Origin of the sequence: Thalassospira lucentensis (assembly GCF_050516545.1) — a bacterium.
GTDB classification, from domain to species: Bacteria; Pseudomonadota; Alphaproteobacteria; order Rhodospirillales; family Thalassospiraceae; genus Thalassospira; species Thalassospira lucentensis_C.
Genome location: NZ_CP191544.1, coordinates 4,213,810 through 4,235,790 on the forward strand (window position 1 = coordinate 4,213,810; position 21,981 = coordinate 4,235,790).

Consider the following 21,981-nt stretch of genomic DNA (forward strand, 5'->3'; position numbering starts at 1 on the left):
TCATGACCTTGTCGCTGCGCCATCATATTGATCTTCTGACATCGCCGGATCCGGTGATGATGGTCAGTGTTGCGGCGGTCAAAGGATCAACTCCGCGCGAAGTTGGCGCTTTCATGCTTGTTACCTGCAACAGGACGGCAGGCACCATTGGCGGCGGCAATCTTGAACATCAAGTCACGCGCCGGGTGGTGGATGCCTTTGCCAAACAGACGGCTGGCAAGTGTGACGCGGCGATGCTGCCCAATGCGGAAATTGTGCGCTTTCCGTTGGGGCCGGGGCTTGGTCAATGTTGCGGCGGGTCGGTTGAGGTCGGGTTTCATCTGTTGGATGCGGGCCAGAAAGCTGATCTGCGTGATGTTTTGTCCGAGATCGCAAGCGAGCCAGTTTCGCAATCAGGGCGTTGGGTGATGTTGCCTGTCGCAGGCGATGCCGGGGGATTGCATATCGCTGCATCTGATAGCCTGCAGGCAGGCATGTTGGCATCGGGCTTTGGCACGGAACGCGGCGGTATTGTTACGATCAATGGTGCGGAAACGCTGTGTCTGCGCCTTGATGAGGCGCTTACACCGATGTGGATTTTTGGGGCCGGGCATGTTGGTCAGGCGCTGGTTTCGGCATTGGCACCATTACCGTTTGATGTGCATCTGATCGATTCGCGTGATGACTATCTGGATCGGGTTAAGGGTGAGAACCTTCATATTCATCAAAGTGATAAGCCACAAGACGAGGTCGCCGATATCCCGGCAGGGGCGCATGTTTTGATCCTGACGCATAACCATGCGCTTGATTTTGATATCTGCCGGGCAGCATTGATGCGCGGTGATCTTGGTTTTGTTGGCATGATTGGCAGCCAAACCAAACGCGCACGGTTCGTCAGAAGGCTTTCTGATCGGGGGTTGGGGGCGGCCGAGATCGGTCGTTTGACATGCCCGATTGGGATTCAAGGCATTACCGGAAAACAGCCGGTGGTGATTGCAGCGTCGGTTGCTGCACAAGTGTTGTCGGTGCGTGAAGCACAGTTGGCACAAAATCAAACGACCAAAGCCGCATCAGACGGCGTCGGATGAGCTTAAAGCCTTCTTTAAAGGCAAAATTAATGATAAATGGCCGCGAAATGACGGCCAATCAGGTGATCTGGCAATCAGATCAGGGGTTTCGTAAAGGAGAATTTGGCAGTGTGTGACGCCAAAGGCCATATGCGCCGTGCCGTGGATTTATCGCGGCAAAAAATGGATGAAGGATGCGGTGGACCGTTCGGGGCAATCATTGTTCGCAATGGCGAGGTGATTGCCGAAGGATGGAACAATGTGACATCCAACAACGATCCGACGGCCCATGCCGAAGTCAGCGCCATTCGGGCTGCCTGCGAAAAGCTGGGCACGTTCGAGCTGTCGGGGTGTGAAATCTATACCAGTTGCGAACCCTGCCCGATGTGCCTTTCGGCGATCTATTGGGCCCGTCTTGACAAGATCTATTACGCCAATGGCCGCGAGGATGCTGCTGCCATCGGTTTCGATGATCAGTTCCTTTATGATGAAGTGGCAAAGCCGATGAATGATCGTTCATTGCCAATTGTTCATGTCGATTTGCCCGAAGCCCGCGACGTATTTGCGGCATGGGATGCCAAAACCGACAAGATCGCATATTGAGACCGTTTGATTGCAAACCGTTCTGCGGTAGAACCGCAAAAGGGGTTGCAAATTATAATGCTAAATAGGGGTGGCAACAGTGACGTCAATGACCGGTGATGCCGGGGCAGACGCGATGAAGGGGGCGGCACCTGCGCAATTGGAAGTGCGCGGTGTGACCAAGGCCTTTCCGGGCTGTCTGGCCAATGACGATATCAGTTTCCGGATCGAGCCGGGTGAAATCCATGCGTTGCTCGGGGAAAATGGTGCGGGCAAAAGTACGCTTGTGAAAATCATTTATGGTGTGTTGCAGGCCGATCAGGGTGACCTGATCTGGCAGGGCGCGCCGGTAACGATCCACAGTCCGCATGATGCGCGTGAAATGGGTATTGGTCTGGTGTTCCAGCATTTCTCGCTGTTTGAAACCATGACCGTGCTTGAAAACATCGCGCTTGCGATGAATGACGTGCGCGATATGGATGTGCTGCGGCAAAAGGTGCTTGAGGTCGAAAAGACCTATGGGCTGCCGCTTGACCCGGATCGCCATGTTTACACCCTGTCGGTCGGCGAACGTCAGCGCATCGAGATTGTCCGCTGCCTGTTGCAGAACCCGAAATTACTTATTCTGGATGAGCCGACATCCGTTTTGACGCCGCAGGAAGTTGAAAAGCTGTTTGAAACCCTGCGTCGTCTGGCCGATGAAGGCTGTGCGATCCTTTATATCAGCCACAAGCTGCATGAAGTGAAGGCGCTGTGCCAGAAGGCAACCGTTCTGCGCGGTGGCAAGGTGGTTGGGGGCTGTGACCCGCGTGAAGAAACCGCAAAATCGATGGCCGAAATGATGATCGGTCAGAAATTGACCGCCCCTGATCGTGGTGCGGATCGCGATTTTGGCGATGTGAGACTGACGGTTTCCAAACTTTCATTGTTGAGTGACGAGCAGTTCGGAACCCACCTTAAGGACATCAATCTTGATGTGCGTGGAGGGGAAATCATGGGGGTTGCCGGTGTTGCCGGGAACGGCCAGAACGAACTGTTTCAGGCGTTGGCCGGCGAAACCGAACAGGAAGCAGCCCCAGATACCATCAAGATTGATGGCAAATCGGTTGCCCATTTTGGTCCGCGCCGCCGTCGCCGTCTTGGGGCCGCGTTCGTTCCAGAAGAACGCAATGGCCACGGTGCGGTACCGGATATGAGCTTGTCGGAAAATGGTTTCTTAACCGCGTTCCGCCGCATGGCACTTGCCGCGCGGGGGCTTATTCGTGAAGTTCCGACCAAAAGTTTTGCCGATAACATCATCAAGACGTTTGATGTGCGCACCACTGGTGCCGGTGCCGAGGCCGGATCGCTTTCGGGGGGGAACCTTCAGAAATTTATCGTTGGTCGTGAAATTCTTCAGGACCCGGGTGTTCTGGTGATTTCACAGCCAACCTGGGGGGTGGATGCCGGAGCGGCCAGTGCCATTCATCAGGCGTTGCTTGATCTGGCGGCCAAGGGCACAGCGGTTCTGGTGATTTCCCAAGACCTTGACGAGATTTTTGCCATCTGTGATTCGGTCGTTGTGATGTCGGAAGGCAAAATGTCCAAGCCACGCCCGATGGCCGATGTCAGCATCGAAGAAATTGGTCTGTTGATGGGGGGCCTTCATGATCTTGAAGGCGACGCGACCCCGGCGCACGAAACCCAAATCCAAGGAGGTCGCGTTGGTCAGGCTTGAACCCCGTCGCCAGCATTCCCAAGCGATGGTTTATCTGTCGCCGGTTCTGGCAATCTTGATGACACTCTTCGTTGGCGGGATCATTTTTGCCTTTATGGGCAAGAACCCGTTTGATGCGCTTTATACCTTCTTTATCCTGCCGATCAGCAACAGCTATGGCATTTCCGAGCTGTTTGTGAAGGCAACGCCGCTTGTGATTATAGCCGTGGGTCTTGCCATGGGATTCCGCGCCAATGTGTGGAATATCGGGGCCGAAGGCCAGTTGACCATGGGCGCGATTTTTGGCGGTGGTCTTGCGCTGTATTTCTATGACAGCGAAAGCATGTTTCTGATGCCGGCCATGTTCGTCATGGGCGCACTGGGTGGTGCGTTTTGGGGGGCAATTCCGGCATTGCTGCGCACGCGCTTTAACGCCAATGAAATTCTGACCAGCCTGATGCTGACCTATGTCGCGACCCTGTTCCTAAGCTTCCTGGTGCATGGTCCCTGGCGTAATCCAGAAGGGTTCAACTTCCCGGAATCACGTCCGTTCCCCGATGCCGGATTGCTGCCGATCATTTATGACGGTACGCGTGTGCATCTTGGCACTGCCGTTGCGGTGTTTGTCGTGATTGCCGGGTGGTTGTTGCTGTCGAAATCCGTGATCGGGTTCCAGTTGCGCGTTGTCGGTAAGGCCCCGCAGGCCGCCCGTCATGTCGGGTTTCGTCAGAAACGCATGGTGTGGTTCACGCTGTTACTTGGTGGTGGTCTTGCCGGTTTGGCGGGCTTGTTTGAGGTGGCCGGGCCAATTGGCCAGTTGCAGCCATCGATTTCACCGGGTTATGGCTTTACCGCGATCATTGTTGCCTTTTTGGGGCGCTTGCATCCGGTGGGTATTTTGTTTGGCGGCCTGATCATGGCGCTGACCTATCTTGGGGGTGAATTGGCCCAGATTACATTGGGGCTTCCCAATGCGGTGACCGGGCTTTTCCAGGGGATTTTGTTGTTCTTCCTGCTGGCCTGTGACGTTCTGACCAAATATCGCATTCGTTTCGGTTCAACCGCGGCCAAAGGGAGAACCGCATAATGGAATGGATTGTTCCCTTCTTTCTGACGGTGATTACCGCATCGACCCCGCTTTTGCTTGCGGCGTCGGGGGAGCTGATTACCGAGAAATCCGGTGTTTTGAACCTTGGCGTTGAAGGCATGATGCTGGTTGGTGCGATTGCCGGTTTTGCTGTAACGGCCTCAAGTGGCTCGGCCATTCTGGGCGTTGCGGCGGCGGTGGTTGCCGGCACGTTGATGTCGCTGATCTTTGCGTTTTTGACCCTGACCCTGATGGCAAATCAGGTGGCAACCGGGTTGGCCCTGACGATTTTTGGTGTCGGGTTCTCCGCCCTTGTCGGGTCCGGCTTTGTCGGGTTTGCGATTAATCCGCTGCCATCGCTTTCGATTCCGGGCATCAGTGCCATTCCGGTCATCGGGCCGATCCTGTTTGGGCAGGATTTTCTTGTGTATCTGTCGATTGCGGTCGTGGTCGGCATTGGCTGGTTCCTGACCAGATCGCGGGCCGGGCTTGTGCTTAAGGCGGTTGGGGATTCCCATCATTCGGCGCATGCGATTGGCTATTCCGTGATTAAAATCCGCTATCTTGCCACCATGTTTGGCGGGGCAATGGCGGGTCTTGCCGGGGCGTATCTTTCGCTGTCCTATACGCCGATGTGGGCTGAAAACATGACCGCGGGGCGTGGCTGGATCGCGCTTGCACTTGTGGTGTTTGCAACATGGCGTCCGGGCCGTTTACTGGCCGGGGCATATATGTTTGGCTTGATTTCGGTGATGCAGCTTCATGCACAGAGTGCGGGCATTCATGTGCCAAGCCAGTTCATGTCGATGTTGCCGTATCTGGCCACCGTGATTGTGCTGGTGATTATTTCCAGTGACCGTGCGAAGATCAGACTGAATGCGCCTGCCTGTATTGGACAGGCGTTCAGACCGGCCCAATAAGGGGCGGTCCATTGCGGGATCGGAACACGTCAAACGATGTTCCGACCCAACGGGAGGAAGGCTCATGCCGAACCAAAACTCACACAAGCCGATTGATCGCAACTGTGATCGGTTTGACTGAGTCTTGGTTCAGGTGTGAACACGTCATTGATTGCGTAGTGGATTGAGTTTAAATCCAGATCTGCTGATTAACAGGGAGACCTAACGAATGAATACAAGTTTCATGAAGCGTACAATTGCTGCTGTCGCAGCCGTTGGTGCGCTTGCAACCGGAATGGGTGCTGCCCAGGCCGAAGACGCAAAAGTCGGTTTTGTCTATGTTGGCCCGATTGGCGATCATGGCTGGTCCTATCGCCATGACATTGGCCGTCAGGCAATCGAAGCAGAACTCGGCGATGCGGTTTCGACCAGCTTTGTCGAAAGTGTGCCTGAAGGTGCCGATGCTGAACGTGTGATCCGTCAGCTGGCCCAGACCGGCCACAACCTGATCTTTACGACCTCGTTTGGGTATATGAACCCGACAAACAAGGTTGCCAAACAGTTCCCGGATGTGAAGTTTGAACATGCGACCGGTTTCACCCGTGCCGACAACGTTTCAACCTATGCAGCACGTTTCTATCAAGGCCGTTATGTTGCTGGCGTGATTGCCGGTAAAATGACCAAGTCGAACGTTGTTGGTTATGTTGGTTCCTTCCCGATCCCGGAAGTGGTGCGTGGCATCAATGCTTTCATGATGGGTGCATGGTCGGTTAATCCGGACGTTAAAGTTAAAATCGTCTGGGCGAACACCTGGTATGATCCGGGCAAAGAAGGCGATGCTGCCAAGGCCCTGATCGATCAGGGTGCCGACATCATGGTTCAGCACACCGATAGCCCGGCTCCGCTTCAGGTTGCTGAAAACCGTGGCGTTCTTGGTTTCGGTCAGGCTTCTGACATGATCAAATTCGCACCGAAAGCACAGCTGACGGCGATTGTTGATAACTGGGACAAATACTATGTCGCACGTGCCAAAGCCGTCATTGATGGCACCTGGGAGTCGACCGACACCTGGGGTGGCATTGATAGCGGCATGGTTGAAATGGCGCCTTACACCAACATGCCTGACGACGTAAAAGCATTGGCAGAAGAAACTGCTGCCAAAATTGCTTCGGGTGAATTCCACCCGTTCACCGGCCCGATCTATGATCAGGCAGGCGAGCTGCGCATCAAAGAAGGCGAAATTGCTGAAGACGGTATGCTGCTGGGTATGAACTGGTACATCCAGGGCATCGACGCAGAACTGCCAAAATAAGTCAGATTTTCGATCCATCCGGATCGGCTAAATGACGAAGCCCCGTGCATTAGGTTGCGCGGGGCTTTTCTTTGATCAGGACTTTGCTTTTGTGGTTTTGGGTGGTCCGTCTGGCGACTTTTCATAAGCAACCATTTCGATCTTTGGATGCCTGAGCGCATAAAGGGCGGCCCGCCAGCCATGAAGCTTGACCTTATGTTCGCGGGCTTTTCCGGCCCAGCGTTCGCGAAACAGGTCCATGTCATCGCGTTTGGCGAAATAGATCACCATGTCGACAAACGGTGCGGACTGGCCTGAGCGTGGCAGTTCGATATTGCGAATACCCATTGTCCACATATCACTTCGGACATTCTGATCGAGCCAATCTAGTACGGCTTGAGCGGAATGCTTTTCGTGGATGACCACGCGAAATGGAAAATTCCGAAGATCTTGCGACATTTCGCTTCCCCTGCATGTGCTTAGTTGCGCGATAATAAATCAAATATTCCAGCGATTGGTTAATCTTGTCGACCTGAAAGCCGATATGCCTTGATATGTGTCAGGTATAGTTGGCGGGATGCCGGGTGTGATGTAGAGCGATAATAGAAATAGTATCGTCAGAATGCGGGGAAAATTTAGAATCGTTTGAAGTTTCAAATGGTTAATTGGTGGCAAGTGCATAAAAATTTACATTTTTTCTTCGTAGGTTTCTTGCTACATGATAATCCAAAGATTAAACGTACCAGCACGTCAGAATTGTAAGACGAGTCCGGAATAAACGGGGTATCAAGGTGAGCGAGAAACGTTTGAACGTTCAGCCATCCGGCAAGGAACGTAAATTTAAGCCGGAAGAACTGATTGTCAGCAAGACCGACCTTAAGGGCCGGATTACCTATGCCAATGACCTATTCTTGCGTCTGTCTGATTTTACGGAAAAAGAAGTGCTGGGACAGCCGCACTCCATGATCCGCCATCCCGATATGCCGCGCTGCATTTTCAAACTTCTCTGGGATGAGATTTCGGCTGGAAACGAGATTTTTGCCTATGTCCTGAATATGGGTAAAAAAGGCGACCATTATTGGGTTTATGCCCACGTAACGCCGACCTTTGATGCTAATCATCAGGTCATTGGATATCATTCCAACCGCCGTGTTGCGGACCCCAAAATCCTGCGCGAGAAGATCCTTCCTCTCTATGCGGAGCTGCGCAAGATCGAGGAAGGCACGAATAACCGCAAGGACGGGATGAATGCGGCATCCAGCGCCCTTGCCCAAAAGCTTGCCGATGCCGGGGTGGCATACGACAAATTCATTCAAAGTCTTTAGGGGTTGTAGCTCCTAATTCGAAGGTTCGAGGTTCTAAATGTCACTATTTGGTGGTTCCAAGTCAGGAATCAAAAAGGCACTCGACGTGGTTGAGGCCGCAGCCGACGGTAACTACGAGGCGCGTATTACCAATGTCGACAGTCATCCCGCCATGCGTGATCTGTTTGTTGCGATCAACCGTCTGATTGACCGAAATGATGCGTTTTTGCGCGAAAGTGCCGCATCAATGGGCGCTGTTTCGGAAAACCGGTATTATCGCCGGATCGTTGAAACCGGACTGGTTGGCGAATATCTGTCTTCGGCCAAGCGTATCAATGCCGCGACCGCATCGATTGAACAGAAACTTTCAGGGTTCTCTGACATTCTTGGCGAATTCAAAAGTGGATCCTTCGAGGCGGTAGACCATATCGCCAGTGCCGCGTCGGCCTTGGCCGAGGCATCTGGTGAAGCCAACACGATTGCCCATGAAACCAGTTCACGGTCAACCAATGTTGCGGCCGCCGCACGCCAGACCGCAAGCAACGTGACCGAGGTATCGACAGCCTCAGAAGAGCTGAGCCAGTCGATCCGCGACGTGGCCGATCAAGCACATGAGTCGGTTGAAATTGCCAATCGCGCCAATGGTCTGGCACAGGAAACCGATGGCCGCATTGGCGAACTTGAAGCGGCTGCCGGTGAAATCGTCGAAGTCGTCAGCTTTATTCGTGATATCGCCGCCCAGACCAACCTTCTGGCCCTGAATGCGACGATCGAGGCCGCACGTGCCGGCGAAGCAGGCAAAGGGTTTGCGGTTGTCGCCAATGAGGTCAAAGGCCTTGCCAACCAGACCAGTAAGGCAACTGAAAGCATCGAAGAAAAAGTTCAGGATATTCAGACTGCGATTGAACAATCGGTTGGTGCGATCCGTGAGATTGCCGGGGTGATTGATGATCTTGCCGCACGATCCAACACCATTTCGGGCAATGTCGAAACGCAAGCCAACCTGTCATCGAACATCACGCGCAATGTCGAACAGGCCTCAAACGGCGCACAGAATGTAACCGACAACATTACCGTGGTTTCCGATATGGCCAGCCGTACCGGGGATGCCGCCGATACCACGCGCGATATGGCCGGGCGTCTGGCAGATCAGTCGGAAAATCTGCGCAAACATCTTGGCGGGTTCCTCGATACCATCGAAAAACTGCTTTATACCGCCAAGAAATAGCCGTTTTCTTCGGACAATCAAGAGACAGGGCGTTATTGTAATGCCCTGTCCTTTATCTAAAACAGGGAAACGATGCTATGCGCGTCTTCTTTAATGCCCGTCACGATGCCCATGATGGCGCTGGCGAAATGCATCACGGGCGCATGGTGCCCTGTTTTGAAAATGCCCGGCGCATTCCGATCATCCGTGATGCGGTGGCCCATGCGGTTAAGGCGCAATTGGTTGATCCGGCCGATCACGGCATGGACCCGATCCGCGCCATTCATGATCCCGACTATCTCGATTTTATCGAAAACGCATGGGATGAGTGGACCAAGGTCGGAAACACCGGCGATGCATTCCCCTATGTTTGGCCAACAGCCGGTTTTTCCGGCGGTTCTCCAAAACATATCAGCGCACGTTTAGGTCAGTTTGCCATTTCATCAGACACCCCGATCACGAAAGGTACGTGGAAAGCGGCCTATTGGGGGGCGCAGACTGTGAGTTCGGCTGCCGATGCGACATGGAATGACGGCGAGGCATCCTTTGCCCTGACCCGCCCGCCGGGGCATCACGCCCATGCCAATCGTTATGGCGGCTATTGTTTCCTGAATAATTCCGCCATTGCCGCCCAGCAAATGATTGCCAAGGGGGCGAAAAAGGTCGCGATTCTGGACATCGATTATCATCACGGCAATGGCACGCAGGATATTTTCTATGAGCGTGGCGATGTTTTGACGATTTCGATCCATGCCGACCCGACCCAGCAATTCCCGTTCTTCATGGGCTATGCCAACGAAACCGGCCGCAATGACGGGCAGGGTGCGAACCTTAATCTTCCGCTTCCGGGGGGCAGTGATTTTGGTGCATGGGGTTTGGCCTATGCCAAGGCGATGCAAAAACTGGTGACCTGGCAGCCTGATGCATTGGTGATTGCGCTTGGCGTTGATGCGCATGAAGCCGAACCGATCTGTGATTTCAAACTTCAGACCGACGATTTCAAACGCATCGGTCAAATGATTGGCCGGCTGGCCCTTAAGACCGTGTTTGTCATGGAAGGCGGATATGCCCATGACGTGATCGGCCATAACGTGGCGGCGGTTCTCAGCGGTTACCTTAATGAGGCTAAACGCTAACCAAAGCCTGAGGCTAGATTTCGTCGAATTCTAATCCGTAGTGGTTCTCGCACTTTCTTGCTTTCCAATAATCTAGATAGCCTGTCTTAGTTGCATGATTAACGTGAAGGTTTTGCTTCGAAATTTCTGAGTTTAAACCGAAGATGCAATTGTTGATCGCACTTGAGTCCAGTTTCATCAGGTAAATGACGTCTCTGCTCTTGCTCAGGTTGGTTAGAGTTTTTGCGCAAGCTATTCGTTCAACTTCATCATCAATGCTTGATAAATCTGTTATGTAACAGTGTGGTTCTGCTTCCGATGGAACTGTATACGATCTAAGCAAATGGTGAATGTGATGTGTTCTACTTGGATTTAGGAGGGGATCCAGAATTCCTTTCGGAGCGATAACTCGGTCCGATTGCTCTAATCTTAGGACTATCCTGTATTCTTGTTCGTAAATCCATTCATCACTTTTTTGCATGCAGACTTCGTAAAGGAACCGGTCTCCGGACTCCACGCAGACATTCGAATAGTCATGATCAAATTTGTCGTTCCTATATCTTGGTGATTTTCTGTAAGAAACTGGTTTTGGCTTACCATCAAAGGGCGAGTAATCGGTATTAAGGCTATCACTAAACAAATGACTGACGGGCAGAAGGTGCTCGAATAATTTTAGGCCTTCGCCCTCTGCGTGGTAGCTTATTCCAGCAAGTATGCCCTTATGCTCGTCCGCATAGTGTGCCCACATCAGCAAATTCTCTTTATTTTCAGACAAGCTGATTGCGCCTAATTTGCTTAGGTTGGTCTCGATGAAGTCTGGGAATGTCTGACGATTGCACGCAACTTTTTCATCACACTCCAATGCTAGCAATTCTAGATCAGTGCGACTAAACGTTGCTTCAAATGGATCATTGAGGGCTGCGATTTGTGTCAAACGGATATAGCCGTTTTCAAAGAAATCCCTAGGCTCGCTCATATACTTGAATAGTTGTTTCATGAGAAAGATGCCCACTGTTGGCTTAGAATGATCCTCTAGCTGCGTTCCCAAGGCGGGGTGCCGCCAAATTCGCCAACCAGAAAATCAACAAAGGCGCGCACACGGGTCGGTAAATACCGGTTTTCGGGATAAAGCGTATAGACCGCGTGCGATGGCGGTTGATGGTTGGGCAGAACGACTTGAAGTCTGCCATCGCGGATATATTCGCCGACTTCCCAGTTTGATTTAAGCGCAATGCCATGGCCATCAAGGCACCAGCGGGTCAGCACTTCGCCATTGTCAGAATCCATTGATCCAGAAACGGCAAGGGTTGCCGGGCCTTCATCATCAGGGCCGGTCAGCGTCCATTGATATTGCCGTGATCCGGGAAAGCGCAACAGCAGGCAATTATGGTGCAAAAGATCGCCGGGCACATTTGGCGTGCCGTGCTTTGCAAGATAGGCCGGGCTTGCGACCAGCATGCGTTTGTTCGAGGCCAGTTTGCGAACAATCAACGAGCTTTCTTTAAGCTCGGCAATGCGGATGGCAAGATCGACTTTGTCTTGCAACAGATCAAGCAAACGGTCGGACAGATGCAGGCGAATTTGCACATCGGGATTTTGTTCGACAAACTTCGGAATGATCGGGGCGATATATTTGTTGCCAAACGCAATCGGGCAGGTCAGCGTTACCGGGCCGCGGGTGGTGTTTTTCTGATTGGCGATGGCGTTTTCGGCTTCTTGCATTTCCGATAAAATGCGCAGGCAATGCCGGTAGTAAACGTCCCCTTCCGTGGTTAGATTAACCCGACGGGTCGTGCGGTTGAGCAAGCGCACACCAAGGCGTTCTTCAAGCCGCGCAATCCGGTTTGACACGACGGCGGCCGAATGGCGCAATTCGCGCCCGGCAGCAGAAAGGTTGCCAAGTTCGGCAACGCGGACAAAAATCTGGATGTCCTCAAAGTCGGACATGGTGCGGGATGCTCCTGATATCGCTTGGTATTTTGGCGTTTATGATTGTTATATATTCAATTTAACGGCGCATACTGTGCCATTTTAAAGAATAGTTTGAAAGTCATTTCGATTATGCTCGGACCCTTAATAATAGAGGCGGCCGGATGGCTATGCTAGGACAGGGTAAGAGATTGATTGGAATGAGTCTGAGCAAGAACCGCACTGCTTGGGCCATTTTCACAAGAGGGGCAGCCCGACGACAGTGATCTGTTCGGGGCGAGACGGAGGTTTCAAACACCGTGGATATTCTGTTTCAGGACTGGATCAACCTGATCCTGCGCTGGGCGCATGTGATTACAGGCATCGCCTGGATCGGGTCGTCATTCTATTTTGTCTGGCTTGATCTTTCTTTGCGCAAGCGTCCGGGCATGGATGATGGTGTGTATGGCGAAGCATGGATGGTCCATGGCGGCGGGTTCTATCACGTCAATAAATGGATGGTTGCGCCGACCTCGATGCCATCAGAACTCCATTGGTTCAAATACGAGGCCTATTTCACATGGATTACCGGCTTCGCGCTTATGGTGACGATGTATTACTGGAGTGCGGAAAGCTATCTGATTGATCCAAGTGTTCTTGCCCTGACCAAGATGGATGCGATCCTGATTGGTCTTGGCAGCCTGTTTGCCGGTTGGGTCATTTATGACGTGATCTGCAAAAGTCCGATTGGTGAAAGTACGGCGAAACTTGCCATTGCCTTGTTCATCCTGGTCATGGCCGGTGCGTATCTGTTTACCCATGTCTTTAGCGGGCGGGGGGCGTTTATCCATGTCGGGGCGATGATCGGTACGATCATGGCGGCCAATGTGTTTCGCATCATTATCCCCAATCAGAAAAAGGTCGTCGCCAGTCTGATGGCCGGTGAGAAACCAGATCCTGCTTTGGGGCTTCAGGCCAAGCAGCGTTCGACCCATAACAATTACCTGACACTGCCCGTGCTGCTGATGATGATCAGCAACCATTATTCGATGCTGTTTTCCCATGATCAGTCATGGCTGATTGTCGGGCTTATTCTGATCATTGGCGGTTTGGTTCGGCATTTCTTCAACACGCACAATGCCGGTGGATCCGGCAAGGCGATTGCCTGGCAGCTTCCGGCCGCCGGTGTTGGCATGGCTGTTCTGGCGATGTTTGCGTCCTATGATCCCAATAGGATTAAACTGGCAGATGAAGACATCATCACCGCCGATCATGCCTTGGCGATTGTCCAGACCCGCTGTGCGAGCTGTCATTCCGCCAATCCGCGCGACGAAGGGTTTGATGAAGCCCCGGCAGGGGTGATGTTTGACGACATTGCCCAGATTGAAGCCAATGCGCAGCGTGTTTTGGCGCAGGCCGTGATCGGCCGTGCCATGCCACTTGGCAATATGACAGAAATGACCGACGAAGAACGCGCCCAGCTTGGCCAATGGATCCGGGCAGGCATGCCCGAGTAACTTTGCGGTCAATCGGTTCAGTAGAATGAAGGGCGGTCGCGTGATGCGGCCGCCCTTTTGCGTTGACCTGTTGGTTTAAACCAAAGGGGAGGGGGAGGTGGTTTAACCCTATAGGCCAGCGTTATAGTTCATCGGCACCCAGTCATACATGGTGGCGTCTTCGCGGACATGACCGATGCCGGGGAATGCGATGTGGCAGCCTGCCACCAGATATTTTTCCGATACGGCTTCGGCAAAGGCGGCTTCGCGGGATGCGATGGCCTGTGTGCTGTCATTGTCAAAGGCAATGGCAACACCGGGTTCGTCAAACTGCACGACGTCGCCATGGGTGATGTCGCCCCAATAGACAAATTTCTCGCCCTTGCTTTCAATCCAGAGCGCGCTGTGGCCCGGTGTATGGCCGGGACGGAAGGTGGTGTTGACCTTGCCCGGAATGGCAGCAGCATCGGGGGCATATTTTTCCAAAGTGCCGCTATCGATATAAGGGGTCAGTGCGGCAACCGCCTGATCAAAGAATGCCTTTGCATCTTCGGGCGCTGCGGCCTTGTTTTCGGAACTTAACCAGAATTGTGCATCCGCTTCGGGCACATGGACCTTGGCATTGGCAAAGACCTTTTTGCCGCCCAGTGTCAGGCCGCCAGTGTGATCGGGATGAATATGGGTGATGACCACATCATCGATTTGATCGGGATGATAGCCCGATGCGATGATATTAGCGGGCAGTTTCCCAAGTGATGGTCCCATCAGATCGCTGGTCCCGGCATCGAGCAGAACCAGACGATCCCCGAAATTCAGCAAATAGGCGTTAACCGACAAATGCGTCGGGGTACCCTGAAACGCATTGGCAAGCGCAAGGCGGGCCTGTTCAGGTGTTGTATTGATGTAAAGATCGGCAATCGGGAACAGACCCGTACCATCGGAAAGGGCGGTGACTTCAACATCCCCGACCATAAGGCGGTAATAGCCCGGGGCCTGTGTGCCAGCCAGTGGCGCCTTGGCCTTGGCGGTAAGGGGAACAAACACCGTGCTGCCAATTGCGCCGATGGCACCGGCGGCAATCGTGCCTTTCAACATATCGCGACGTGATAACATTTTCTTTTCCCTCAAAATCGTCCGGGTGAACCGGCGGGTTGTAAGCTGATGGGGAAAATGTATAGTGCGACCAGTCAGTAATCAAATCGATGCGAATCATGGATAACATTGATCATTTCAATTTACGGTCTTTCGATCTCAACCTTATGGTTGCGTTTGACGCAATGATGCAAGAGATGAGTGTTACCAAATCTGCGGAAAAACTGCGTATTGGTCAGTCCGCGATGAGCCACAATTTATCGACCTTGCGCATGCTTTTGGATGATGAATTGTTCGTGCGGGTCGGACAAAAAATGCAACCAACCGCCAAGGCGCGCGCCTTGGCCGGGCCGGTGCGCACGGCATTATCGCAAGCACAAAACGCGATTCAGGCAACGGACAGTTTCGATCCGGCAACGGCGGAACGTGTTTTTCGTCTTGGTGTGACCGGTGAAATGGAAATGATCCTGCTTCCGGCATTGCTGCGTCATTTGCAGATACATTCACCCAAGACCAAACTTTTAAGCCGCACGATCACCGCCGACAGCGTTGATCTTATGATCAATAATGGCGAAATTGATTTGGCAATCGGATGTAAAAGCCCGGTGCAAGCAGGTTATCTCGGAGAAGTTCTTTTTAACTCCGAAGTGGCGTGCTGCTTTAACCCCGATCTTCTTGATCTGAGAACCCCCTTGTCGCGGGAGGATTATCTGGCATCCCGTCACGCCGTGTTGTCGCAAACAGGCAATGTCGCGGGATGTGTCGGCGATGCATTGCAAGGGTTGGGGATTGATTTGAATGTTGTCATGGCAGCGCCCGATTTCATGCCGCTTTTGGCTGCAGCACGTAATACACCGGTGATTGCAACGGTTCCCTGTCGTATCGCCACCCAATATGCCCCGTTATTTGGTCTGGCCATTCGTCCGATGCCGATTGATGTTGCCTTTCCACCGGTGACGATGAACTGGGCGGTCTGGACCGATAAGGATGTGGGTCTGGTATGGTTGCGCGATCAGATCCGATCCGTGATTGCATCCATCGCACCGGCGGAACACGTGCAGGCAGCGGAATAACGTTCGCGGGGGTATGAAAACGCCCCGCCGGGCGAACCGACGGGGCGGGAAGCTGCCATCAGGGAGGCAGGTTGTGGTGCAATAACCGCAATGAAGGCGAAACTTCCACCCTTGAAATAAGAGCTGAAAACTATGGCGTCAATGTGATTAAAAAATGGTCATTATTTAATCTATGATTGAAAAATGCTCATGAAAAACGCAGGTCGCGCAAATATTCTCCTAAAAAGGCATGTGAAATAGTCGCATATTGCGTGGGAATCCCTCGATTCTTGATTTTATTCTACGGCGTTCGGAATCTGGCACGGTTTTAGCAAGTATCACTGCGGTGCAATAAACTCGCAGTGGAGGCTATAAATGAATAAGAAGCTTCAAGCGCTCGTAGGCGCTGGGGCCTTGGCATTGTCTGTAATGACCATGTCAGCCGCACAGGCAGCAGATACCATTAAAGTTGGTGTGCTGCATTCTCTCTCAGGGACGATGGCGATTTCGGAAACCACGCTCAAGGACACCGTCCTGATGCTGGTCGACGATCTGAATAAAAGTGGTGGTCTGCTTGGGAAGCAGGTCGAGGCTGTGGTCGTTGACCCGGCATCCGATTGGCCGCTTTTCGCCGAGAAGGCCCGTGAGCTGATCGAAAAAGATCAGGTTGATGTTGTCTTTGGGTGCTGGACCTCGGTTTCGCGTAAGTCGGTTCTGCCGGTTTTCGAAGAACTTAACAGCATGCTGTTCTATCCGGTTCAGTACGAAGGCGAAGAAAGCTCGCGCAACGTATTCTATACCGGTGCTGCTCCGAATCAGCAGGCCATTCCGGCTGTTGATTACCTGATGAGCGAAGATGGTGGTTCTGCTGAACGTATCGTTCTGCTTGGTACCGACTATGTTTATCCGCGTACCACCAACAAAATCCTGCGTTCTTATCTGAACGGCAAAGGTATCTCCGATGAAGACATCATGGAGAACTACACCCCGTTTGGTCATTCTGACTGGCAGTCGATCGTTGCTGACGTAAAAGCATTCGCATCAGCCGGTAAGAAAACCGCAGTGGTTTCGACGATTAACGGTGACGCGAACGTTCCGTTCTACAAAGAACTCGCCAACCAGGGCATCAAAGCCGAAGACATTCCGGTTGTTGCATTCTCTGTTGGTGAAGAAGAGCTGGCTGGTATCGATACCACCCCGCTTGTTGGTCACCTTGCTGCCTGGAACTATTTCCAGTCGGTCGAAGCTGACGCCAACGCAGCCTTCATTGAAAAATGGCATGGCTTTATTGGTGATGAAGCACGCGTAACCAACGACCCGATGGAAGCAACCTATATCGGCTTTAACATGTGGAAACAGGCTGTTGAGCAGGCTGGGACCACCGATGTTGATGCGGTTCGCCAGGCCATGTATGGCCAGGAAGTTGCAAACCTTACGGGTGGTACGGCTGTCATGAACACCAACCACCACCTGTCCAAGCCGGTTCTGATCGGCGAAGTACAGGACGATGGTCAGTTTGACATCGTTTGGGAAACCGAAGGTACGGTTGTTGGCGATGCCTGGTCTGACTTCCTTCCGGAAAGCGCAAAGCTGACCGCCGACTGGACCTATCCGTGGGTCTGCGGCAACTGTGAAAAACCGATGTACTAATTGGTTTCGGGCGGGCCGGTCGTGGAAACGCGACCGGCCCGTTCACTTTAAGGATCCTGGCTCTCGCCCGGATATCCGACCTTTCTTTTTTCCATTTTCCATATCGAATTCAAAGGTTTGGTGATCATGCGCAATGATATTTTTTCAGTGCTGCGCCGTTCTCCGTTTTCCATGAAAATGGCAGTCCGCTACGTCGCGCGTTTTGGCGTGGTGGTGGCCTGCCTTATGGTGTTTGCGGTGGTTTCACCCAATGTCGCACAGGCCTTTAGCGACGAAGAACTGCGCAATATTGCCGAACAGCTGAATGACGGCAGCGCGACCAAGAAGGTCGCCGTCATTGAAAAAATGGCCGCCGATGGTGACCCGCGTGTCGCGCCGATCTTAAAGGCGATGCTCGATGGCGATCTTTATGTTCGCGACAGTGACGAGCATGTCGTCATTGCCACGAAAAAGGGCAAAGTTTTCACCCATATCGACATCGTAAGTGGCGAAGTAGCCGGTGAAAGTTCGTCCAAGGAACTTTCCAAAATCAAGATCAATAACCGTTTGCGCGGGGCGCTGCGCGATGCGCTGGCGACGCTTAATCTGTTTAGCCCGGATTTAACGGTTCGTACTGCTGCGGTCGAACAGGTCATGGATGCCCGTGATCCGGCAATGTTGCCATTGCTGTTGCGCGCGATTGACCGCGAAGAAGATGAAACGCTTTTGGCACGGATGGAATTGGCACAGGCGACAATGGCGCTGGCGGCAGGTGAAACCACCGAAGAACGCTTAAGCGCGATTGAAGTTCTGGCCAGTGAAACCACGCCGCAAATTCGCGCGGTCCTGTCGCAATTTGTTGCCAGTGCCGAGGCCGAAGGGTTTGAACCAGAAGTGGTTTCTGCGGCCAAGGATGCCTTGGCGTCCGTTGAAGGGCGTCTTTCGACATGGCAGACGGTTGGCGATGTTTATCGTGGGATCAGTCTGGGGTCGGTCCTTTTGTTGGCTGCTGTTGGTCTTGCCATCACCTTTGGTGTGATGGGGGTCATCAATATGGCGCACGGCGAAATGATCATGATCGGGGCCTATACCACCTTTATGGTGCAACAGGCCTTGGCACCATTTTTGCCATCCGGTTCGGCATGGTCATTGATTATTTCAGTTCCCGTCGCTTTCCTTGTTGCCGGGATGGTCGGGGTTGTGATTGAGCGGTGCGTGATTCGCTTTTTGTATGGGCGCCCGCTTGAGACATTGCTGGCGACTTGGGGCGTTAGCCTTGTTCTGCAACAAGCCATCCGATCGATTTTCGGGGCGACCAACCAACAGGTTACCGCACCTGATTTCATGAGCGGTGCTGTTGAATTTTCGACAGGTCTTGTCCTGACCTATAACCGGCTTTGGATCATCTTGTTTAGTGTGATTGTGGTAGCAGGTATTGCAGCGGTCCTACGCTATACTGCCTTTGGTTTGCAGATGCGTGCGGTCACGCAAAATCGCCGCATGGCCGGGTCGGTTGGTATTCGGACCGGTTATGTTGATGCCCTGACATTTGGGTTGGGATCGGGGATCGCGGGGATTGCCGGTGTTGCCCTTAGTCAGATTTCAAACGTCAGCCCGAACCTTGGTCAGACCTACATCATTGATAGTTTCATGGTGGTTGTGTTTGGCGGGGTTGGCAATCTTTGGGGGACGGTGCTGGGTGCGTTCAGCCTTGGCATTGTGAACAAATTCCTTGAACCGGTTGCTGGTGCAGTACTTGCAAAAATCTTTGTTCTGATTGCGCTGATCTTGTTTATCCAGAAACGACCCAAGGGGCTATTTGCCCTTAAGGGCCGCGCGGTGGAGGCGTAATCCATGACTGATTATCGTCAAAAATATCAAATGACACCGGTCGTTGGTTGGCTTCTTCAGGATCGTGGCGGGATGATCTTGCTTGCCATTCTGATTGCGGCGGCCATTCTTGTGCCGGTTGGCAACCTTCTGGTGCCTGAAACATCGGCGTTTCATGTGCCGACCTGGATGCTCAGTCTTTTAGGTAAATATCTGTGCTATGCGCTTCTTGCACTTAGTGTTGATTTGATCTGGGGGTTCTGCGGCATTCTATCGCTTGGCCATGGGGCGTTTTTTGCGCTGGGCGGCTATGCGATGGGCATGTATCTGATGCGTCAGATCGGCGATCGCGGGGTTTATGGTAACCCGGAACTCCCCGATTTTATGGTGTTCCTGAATTGGACCGAATTGCCGTGGTACTGGTATGGGTTCGATATGTTCTGGTTCGCCATTGTCATGGCAATGTTCGTGCCGGGATTGCTGGCATTTGTCTTTGGGTTCCTTGCATTCAGGTCGCGTGTTACGGGGGTGTATCTTTCGATCATTACCCAAGCCATGACCTATGCATTGCTGTTGGCGTTCTTCCGCAATGATATGGGGTTTGGTGGCAATAACGGCCTGACGGATTTCAAGGATTTGCTGGGATATTCTTTGCAATCAGATGGCACCCGTTCGGGACTGTTTGTTGCATCCTGTGTGTTTCTTGGCATTTGTTACATCGTTGCGCGCGGCATTACCCAATCCCGGTTGGGCAAGGTTCTGATCGCCATTCGCGATGCAGAAGCCCGCGTGCGTTTTACCGGATACCGGGTTGAATATTACAAGCTGTTTGTCTTTACCGTATCGGCGGTCATGGCGGGCATTGCAGGTGCGCTATATGTGCCGCAGGTCGGGATCATTAATCCGGGCGAATTTGCCCCGGCCCTTTCGATTGAAATTGTTATTTGGGTTGCGGTTGGCGGGCGTGGCACGCTGTATGGTGCGGTTCTGGGCGCCTTTATTGTCAACTATGCCAAGACCTTCTTTACCGGTGTGATGCCAGACTTTTGGTTGTTCTTCCTTGGTGGGCTGTTTATCGCCGTTACCCTGTTCTTGCCAAAAGGTGTGATTGGGGCGGTGCCCGCATTTGGATCGCCTGATCGGAAATCGGTTCTTTCGGGATTACGCAAACGCATCGCGGATCGCAGAACCAATGAAGGAGGCAAGGCATGAACGACGCAGTAGCCGTTGAAGTGAATGCCTCGGATGTGCCACAGGTTAAATCGGCACGGGCTGAAACCATTTTATATGTCGATGGGGTTTCGGTCACCTTTGATGGGTTCCGCGCGCTTAACAATCTGTCATTTTATATCGAGCCGGGCGAACTTCGCGCCATTATTGGCCCGAACGGGGCGGGTAAGACCACGATGATGGATATCATCACCGGCAAAACGCGACCTGATACCGGTGACGTTCTGTTCAAAAGCGAGATCGACCTTACCAAAATGGACGAGGCCGAGATTGCCAATTTGGGCATCGGCCGCAAGTTCCAGAAGCCGACCGTGTTTGAAAGCCACACGGTTTTTGACAATCTGCTTCTTGCCTGCTCGGGCGGGCGCGGGGTGTTTCAGGCATTGTTCCATCGCTTGTCGGATGTTGAGAAGACCAAGATCGAAAAGACCCTGATTACCATCATGCTCGAAGATAAGCGCGATGAGACGGCGGCCAATCTTTCGCATGGGCAAAAGCAGTGGTTGGAAATCGGTATGTTGTTGATGCAGGAACCGGAACTTCTTTTGGTCGATGAGCCTGTTGCCGGCATGACCGATTCTGAAACCGAAGAAACCGCCAAGCTTTTGCGCAACATTGCCAAGGAATATTCGGTCGTGGTGGTCGAACATGACATGGAGTTTGTGCGTGACCTTGATTGCAAGGTGACTGTCCTGCACGAAGGGTCGGTTCTTGCCGAAGGGCGGCTTGACCATGTGCAGAAAGACCCGCGGGTCATTGAAGTTTATCTGGGCCGATAGGGAGGCGTTGTAACATGCTCGATGTCAGCAATATTGATCTGTTTTACGGTGCGTCCCATGCCCTGCGCAAAGTGTCATTGAATGCCGAAACGGGTAAGGTGACAGCGGTTCTGGGCCGTAACGGTGTGGGTAAAACGTCGCTTATGCGTGCCGTCGTTGGTCAGCACCCGATTGCCGATGGCAACATCACATGGGAAGGCAAGGATATCTCGCGCGATCCGTCATGGCGGCGTTCCGCCAATGGTATTGCCATTGTCCCACAGGGGCGTGAGATTTTCCCGCTTTTGACTGTGAAGGAAAATCTTGAAACCGGTTTTGCCGCCTTGCCCCGGCCCTTGCGCCATATCCCGGACGAGATTTTCGATCTGTTTCCGGTGCTGCGTGACATGCTTGGGCGGCGCGGTGGTGATCTTTCTGGTGGGCAGCAACAGCAGCTTGCGATTGGCCGCGCACTTGTGACCCGCCCGCGTTTGCTGGTGCTTGACGAGCCGACCGAAGGTATCCAGCCGTCAATCATCAAAGACATTCAGCGCGTGATCAAACAGCTTGCCGATCGTGGCGACATGGCGATTTTGTTGGTCGAGCAATATTTTGAATTTGCCCATGAACTGGCTGACGAGATTGTTGTTCTCGAACGCGGGGAAGTTGTTCTGTCGGGAACAAAGGATTCTTTGGATCGGGAAAAAGTGCGGGCATATCTGACTGTTTGATCAGCATTTGCCGAAAATTTGCGCAAAT

The 21,981-nt window shown here is 52.8% G+C and carries 20 protein-coding genes; 16 read left to right on the forward strand and 4 right to left on the reverse strand.

The features are described from left to right. Positions 1–2 precede the first annotated feature (2 nt). The 6 genes from xdhC (at position 3) to ACQ0MK_RS19395 (ending at position 6,622) form a co-directional block, all read left to right on the forward strand. Positions 3–1,067, forward strand: a complete 1,065-nt coding sequence (xdhC, locus tag ACQ0MK_RS19370; RefSeq protein WP_430474006.1) for a xanthine dehydrogenase accessory protein XdhC — start codon at positions 3–5, stop codon at positions 1,065–1,067. A 108-nt stretch (positions 1,068–1,175) separates the two neighbouring features. Continuing rightward, complete coding sequence (locus tag ACQ0MK_RS19375; RefSeq protein ID WP_350042822.1) at positions 1,176–1,649, forward strand: nucleoside deaminase; 474 nt, start codon at positions 1,176–1,178, stop codon at positions 1,647–1,649. An 88-nt stretch (positions 1,650–1,737) separates the two neighbouring features. Continuing rightward, positions 1,738–3,345 (forward strand): ABC transporter ATP-binding protein, encoded by a 1,608-nt coding sequence (locus ACQ0MK_RS19380; RefSeq protein WP_430476050.1) that lies wholly within the window; start codon positions 1,738–1,740, stop codon positions 3,343–3,345. After that, positions 3,332–4,411 (forward strand): ABC transporter permease, encoded by a 1,080-nt coding sequence (locus ACQ0MK_RS19385; protein ID WP_350042821.1) that lies wholly within the window; start codon positions 3,332–3,334, stop codon positions 4,409–4,411. The genes ACQ0MK_RS19380 and ACQ0MK_RS19385 overlap by 14 nt, the downstream gene beginning before the upstream one ends. Beyond that, on the forward strand, positions 4,411–5,331 hold the full coding sequence (locus ACQ0MK_RS19390; protein WP_430474007.1) for an ABC transporter permease: 921 nt from the start codon (positions 4,411–4,413) through the stop codon (positions 5,329–5,331). The genes ACQ0MK_RS19385 and ACQ0MK_RS19390 overlap by 1 nt, the downstream gene beginning before the upstream one ends. 223 nt (positions 5,332–5,554) lie before the next feature. Beyond that, positions 5,555–6,622 carry a BMP family ABC transporter substrate-binding protein gene (locus ACQ0MK_RS19395; protein ID WP_430476051.1) on the forward strand — a complete coding sequence of 356 codons (1,068 nt, stop codon included), beginning with the start codon at positions 5,555–5,557 and terminating at the stop codon, positions 6,620–6,622. Between the two features lie 75 nt (positions 6,623–6,697). Here the strand turns inward: ACQ0MK_RS19395 and ACQ0MK_RS19400 are convergent, their stop codons facing one another. Continuing rightward, on the reverse strand, positions 6,698–7,060 hold the full coding sequence (locus ACQ0MK_RS19400) for a hypothetical protein (protein WP_430474008.1): 363 nt from the start codon (positions 7,058–7,060) through the stop codon (positions 6,698–6,700). Positions 7,061–7,392: 332 nt separating this feature from the next. Here ACQ0MK_RS19400 and ACQ0MK_RS19405 point away from each other — a divergent pair, with 332 nt between their 5' ends. From ACQ0MK_RS19405 to ACQ0MK_RS19415, 3 genes are all read left to right on the forward strand, one after another. Continuing rightward, positions 7,393–7,926: a PAS domain-containing protein gene (locus ACQ0MK_RS19405; protein ID WP_430474009.1), complete on the forward strand. Its 534-nt coding sequence runs from the start codon at positions 7,393–7,395 to the stop codon at positions 7,924–7,926. A 37-nt stretch (positions 7,927–7,963) separates the two neighbouring features. Continuing rightward, a complete protein-coding gene (locus ACQ0MK_RS19410) occupies positions 7,964–9,133 on the forward strand; it encodes a methyl-accepting chemotaxis protein (RefSeq protein ID WP_430474010.1) in 1,170 nt (389 codons plus the stop codon). Positions 9,134–9,210: 77 nt separating this feature from the next. After that, a complete protein-coding gene (locus ACQ0MK_RS19415) occupies positions 9,211–10,248 on the forward strand; it encodes a histone deacetylase family protein (protein ID WP_430474011.1) in 1,038 nt (345 codons plus the stop codon). A 13-nt stretch (positions 10,249–10,261) separates the two neighbouring features. Here the strand turns inward: ACQ0MK_RS19415 and ACQ0MK_RS19420 are convergent, their stop codons facing one another. Beyond that, complete coding sequence (locus ACQ0MK_RS19420; protein ID WP_430474012.1) at positions 10,262–11,224, reverse strand: DUF2971 domain-containing protein; 963 nt, start codon at positions 11,222–11,224, stop codon at positions 10,262–10,264. Positions 11,225–11,259: 35 nt separating this feature from the next. Beyond that, positions 11,260–12,174 carry a LysR family transcriptional regulator gene (locus tag ACQ0MK_RS19425; protein ID WP_430474013.1) on the reverse strand — a complete coding sequence of 305 codons (915 nt, stop codon included), beginning with the start codon at positions 12,172–12,174 and terminating at the stop codon, positions 11,260–11,262. 281 nt (positions 12,175–12,455) lie between these two features. Between ACQ0MK_RS19425 and ACQ0MK_RS19430 the strand changes: the two genes are divergently transcribed. Beyond that, the gene (locus tag ACQ0MK_RS19430) at positions 12,456–13,652 is read left to right on the forward strand and encodes a urate hydroxylase PuuD (protein ID WP_430474014.1); all 1,197 of its coding nucleotides are present in this window, start codon (positions 12,456–12,458) and stop codon (positions 13,650–13,652) included. Positions 13,653–13,760: 108 nt separating this feature from the next. Here the strand turns inward: ACQ0MK_RS19430 and ACQ0MK_RS19435 are convergent, their stop codons facing one another. Beyond that, positions 13,761–14,744 carry an MBL fold metallo-hydrolase gene (locus ACQ0MK_RS19435; RefSeq protein ID WP_430474015.1) on the reverse strand — a complete coding sequence of 328 codons (984 nt, stop codon included), beginning with the start codon at positions 14,742–14,744 and terminating at the stop codon, positions 13,761–13,763. Between the two features lie 146 nt (positions 14,745–14,890). Between ACQ0MK_RS19435 and ACQ0MK_RS19440 the strand changes: the two genes are divergently transcribed. The 6 genes from ACQ0MK_RS19440 (at position 14,891) to urtE (ending at position 21,953) form a co-directional block, all read left to right on the forward strand. Beyond that, positions 14,891–15,796, forward strand: a complete 906-nt coding sequence (locus ACQ0MK_RS19440; protein WP_430476052.1) for a LysR family transcriptional regulator — start codon at positions 14,891–14,893, stop codon at positions 15,794–15,796. 354 nt (positions 15,797–16,150) lie between these two features. Further along, entirely contained in the window at positions 16,151–17,425 is a 1,275-nt protein-coding gene (gene urtA / locus ACQ0MK_RS19445; RefSeq protein ID WP_430474016.1) for an urea ABC transporter substrate-binding protein, read from the forward strand. 126 nt (positions 17,426–17,551) lie between these two features. After that, positions 17,552–19,255: an urea ABC transporter permease subunit UrtB gene (gene urtB, locus ACQ0MK_RS19450; protein WP_430474017.1), complete on the forward strand. Its 1,704-nt coding sequence runs from the start codon at positions 17,552–17,554 to the stop codon at positions 19,253–19,255. A 3-nt stretch (positions 19,256–19,258) separates the two neighbouring features. Next, positions 19,259–20,446: an urea ABC transporter permease subunit UrtC gene (gene urtC, locus ACQ0MK_RS19455; RefSeq protein ID WP_430474018.1), complete on the forward strand. Its 1,188-nt coding sequence runs from the start codon at positions 19,259–19,261 to the stop codon at positions 20,444–20,446. After that, entirely contained in the window at positions 20,443–21,243 is an 801-nt protein-coding gene (urtD, locus tag ACQ0MK_RS19460) for an urea ABC transporter ATP-binding protein UrtD (protein WP_430474019.1), read from the forward strand. The genes urtC and urtD overlap by 4 nt, the downstream gene beginning before the upstream one ends. Positions 21,244–21,257: 14 nt before the next feature. Continuing rightward, on the forward strand, positions 21,258–21,953 hold the full coding sequence (urtE, locus tag ACQ0MK_RS19465; RefSeq protein ID WP_430474020.1) for an urea ABC transporter ATP-binding subunit UrtE: 696 nt from the start codon (positions 21,258–21,260) through the stop codon (positions 21,951–21,953). Positions 21,954–21,981 lie beyond the last annotated feature (28 nt).

What these genes read in the sequence shown, in the direction of transcription:
- xdhC (WP_430474006.1), top strand. Translation starts at nt 3, where the DNA reads ATGACCTTGTCGCTGCGCCATCATATTGATCTTCTGACATCGCCGGAT.
- ACQ0MK_RS19380 (WP_430476050.1), top strand. Translation starts at nt 1,738, where the DNA reads ATGACCGGTGATGCCGGGGCAGACGCGATGAAGGGGGCGGCACCTGCG.
- ACQ0MK_RS19390 (WP_430474007.1), top strand. Translation starts at nt 4,411, where the DNA reads ATGGAATGGATTGTTCCCTTCTTTCTGACGGTGATTACCGCATCGACC.
- ACQ0MK_RS19395 (WP_430476051.1), top strand. Translation starts at nt 5,555, where the DNA reads ATGAAGCGTACAATTGCTGCTGTCGCAGCCGTTGGTGCGCTTGCAACC.
- ACQ0MK_RS19400 (WP_430474008.1), bottom strand. Translation starts at nt 7,060, where the DNA reads ATGTCGCAAGATCTTCGGAATTTTCCATTTCGCGTGGTCATCCACGAA.
- ACQ0MK_RS19410 (WP_430474010.1), top strand. Translation starts at nt 7,964, where the DNA reads ATGTCACTATTTGGTGGTTCCAAGTCAGGAATCAAAAAGGCACTCGAC.
- ACQ0MK_RS19415 (WP_430474011.1), top strand. Translation starts at nt 9,211, where the DNA reads ATGCGCGTCTTCTTTAATGCCCGTCACGATGCCCATGATGGCGCTGGC.
- ACQ0MK_RS19420 (WP_430474012.1), bottom strand. Translation starts at nt 11,224, where the DNA reads ATGAAACAACTATTCAAGTATATGAGCGAGCCTAGGGATTTCTTTGAA.
- ACQ0MK_RS19425 (WP_430474013.1), bottom strand. Translation starts at nt 12,174, where the DNA reads ATGTCCGACTTTGAGGACATCCAGATTTTTGTCCGCGTTGCCGAACTT.
- ACQ0MK_RS19435 (WP_430474015.1), bottom strand. Translation starts at nt 14,744, where the DNA reads ATGTTATCACGTCGCGATATGTTGAAAGGCACGATTGCCGCCGGTGCC.
- ACQ0MK_RS19440 (WP_430476052.1), top strand. Translation starts at nt 14,891, where the DNA reads ATGGTTGCGTTTGACGCAATGATGCAAGAGATGAGTGTTACCAAATCT.
- urtA (WP_430474016.1), top strand. Translation starts at nt 16,151, where the DNA reads ATGAATAAGAAGCTTCAAGCGCTCGTAGGCGCTGGGGCCTTGGCATTG.
- urtB (WP_430474017.1), top strand. Translation starts at nt 17,552, where the DNA reads ATGCGCAATGATATTTTTTCAGTGCTGCGCCGTTCTCCGTTTTCCATG.
- urtC (WP_430474018.1), top strand. Translation starts at nt 19,259, where the DNA reads ATGACTGATTATCGTCAAAAATATCAAATGACACCGGTCGTTGGTTGG.
- urtD (WP_430474019.1), top strand. Translation starts at nt 20,443, where the DNA reads ATGAACGACGCAGTAGCCGTTGAAGTGAATGCCTCGGATGTGCCACAG.
- urtE (WP_430474020.1), top strand. Translation starts at nt 21,258, where the DNA reads ATGCTCGATGTCAGCAATATTGATCTGTTTTACGGTGCGTCCCATGCC.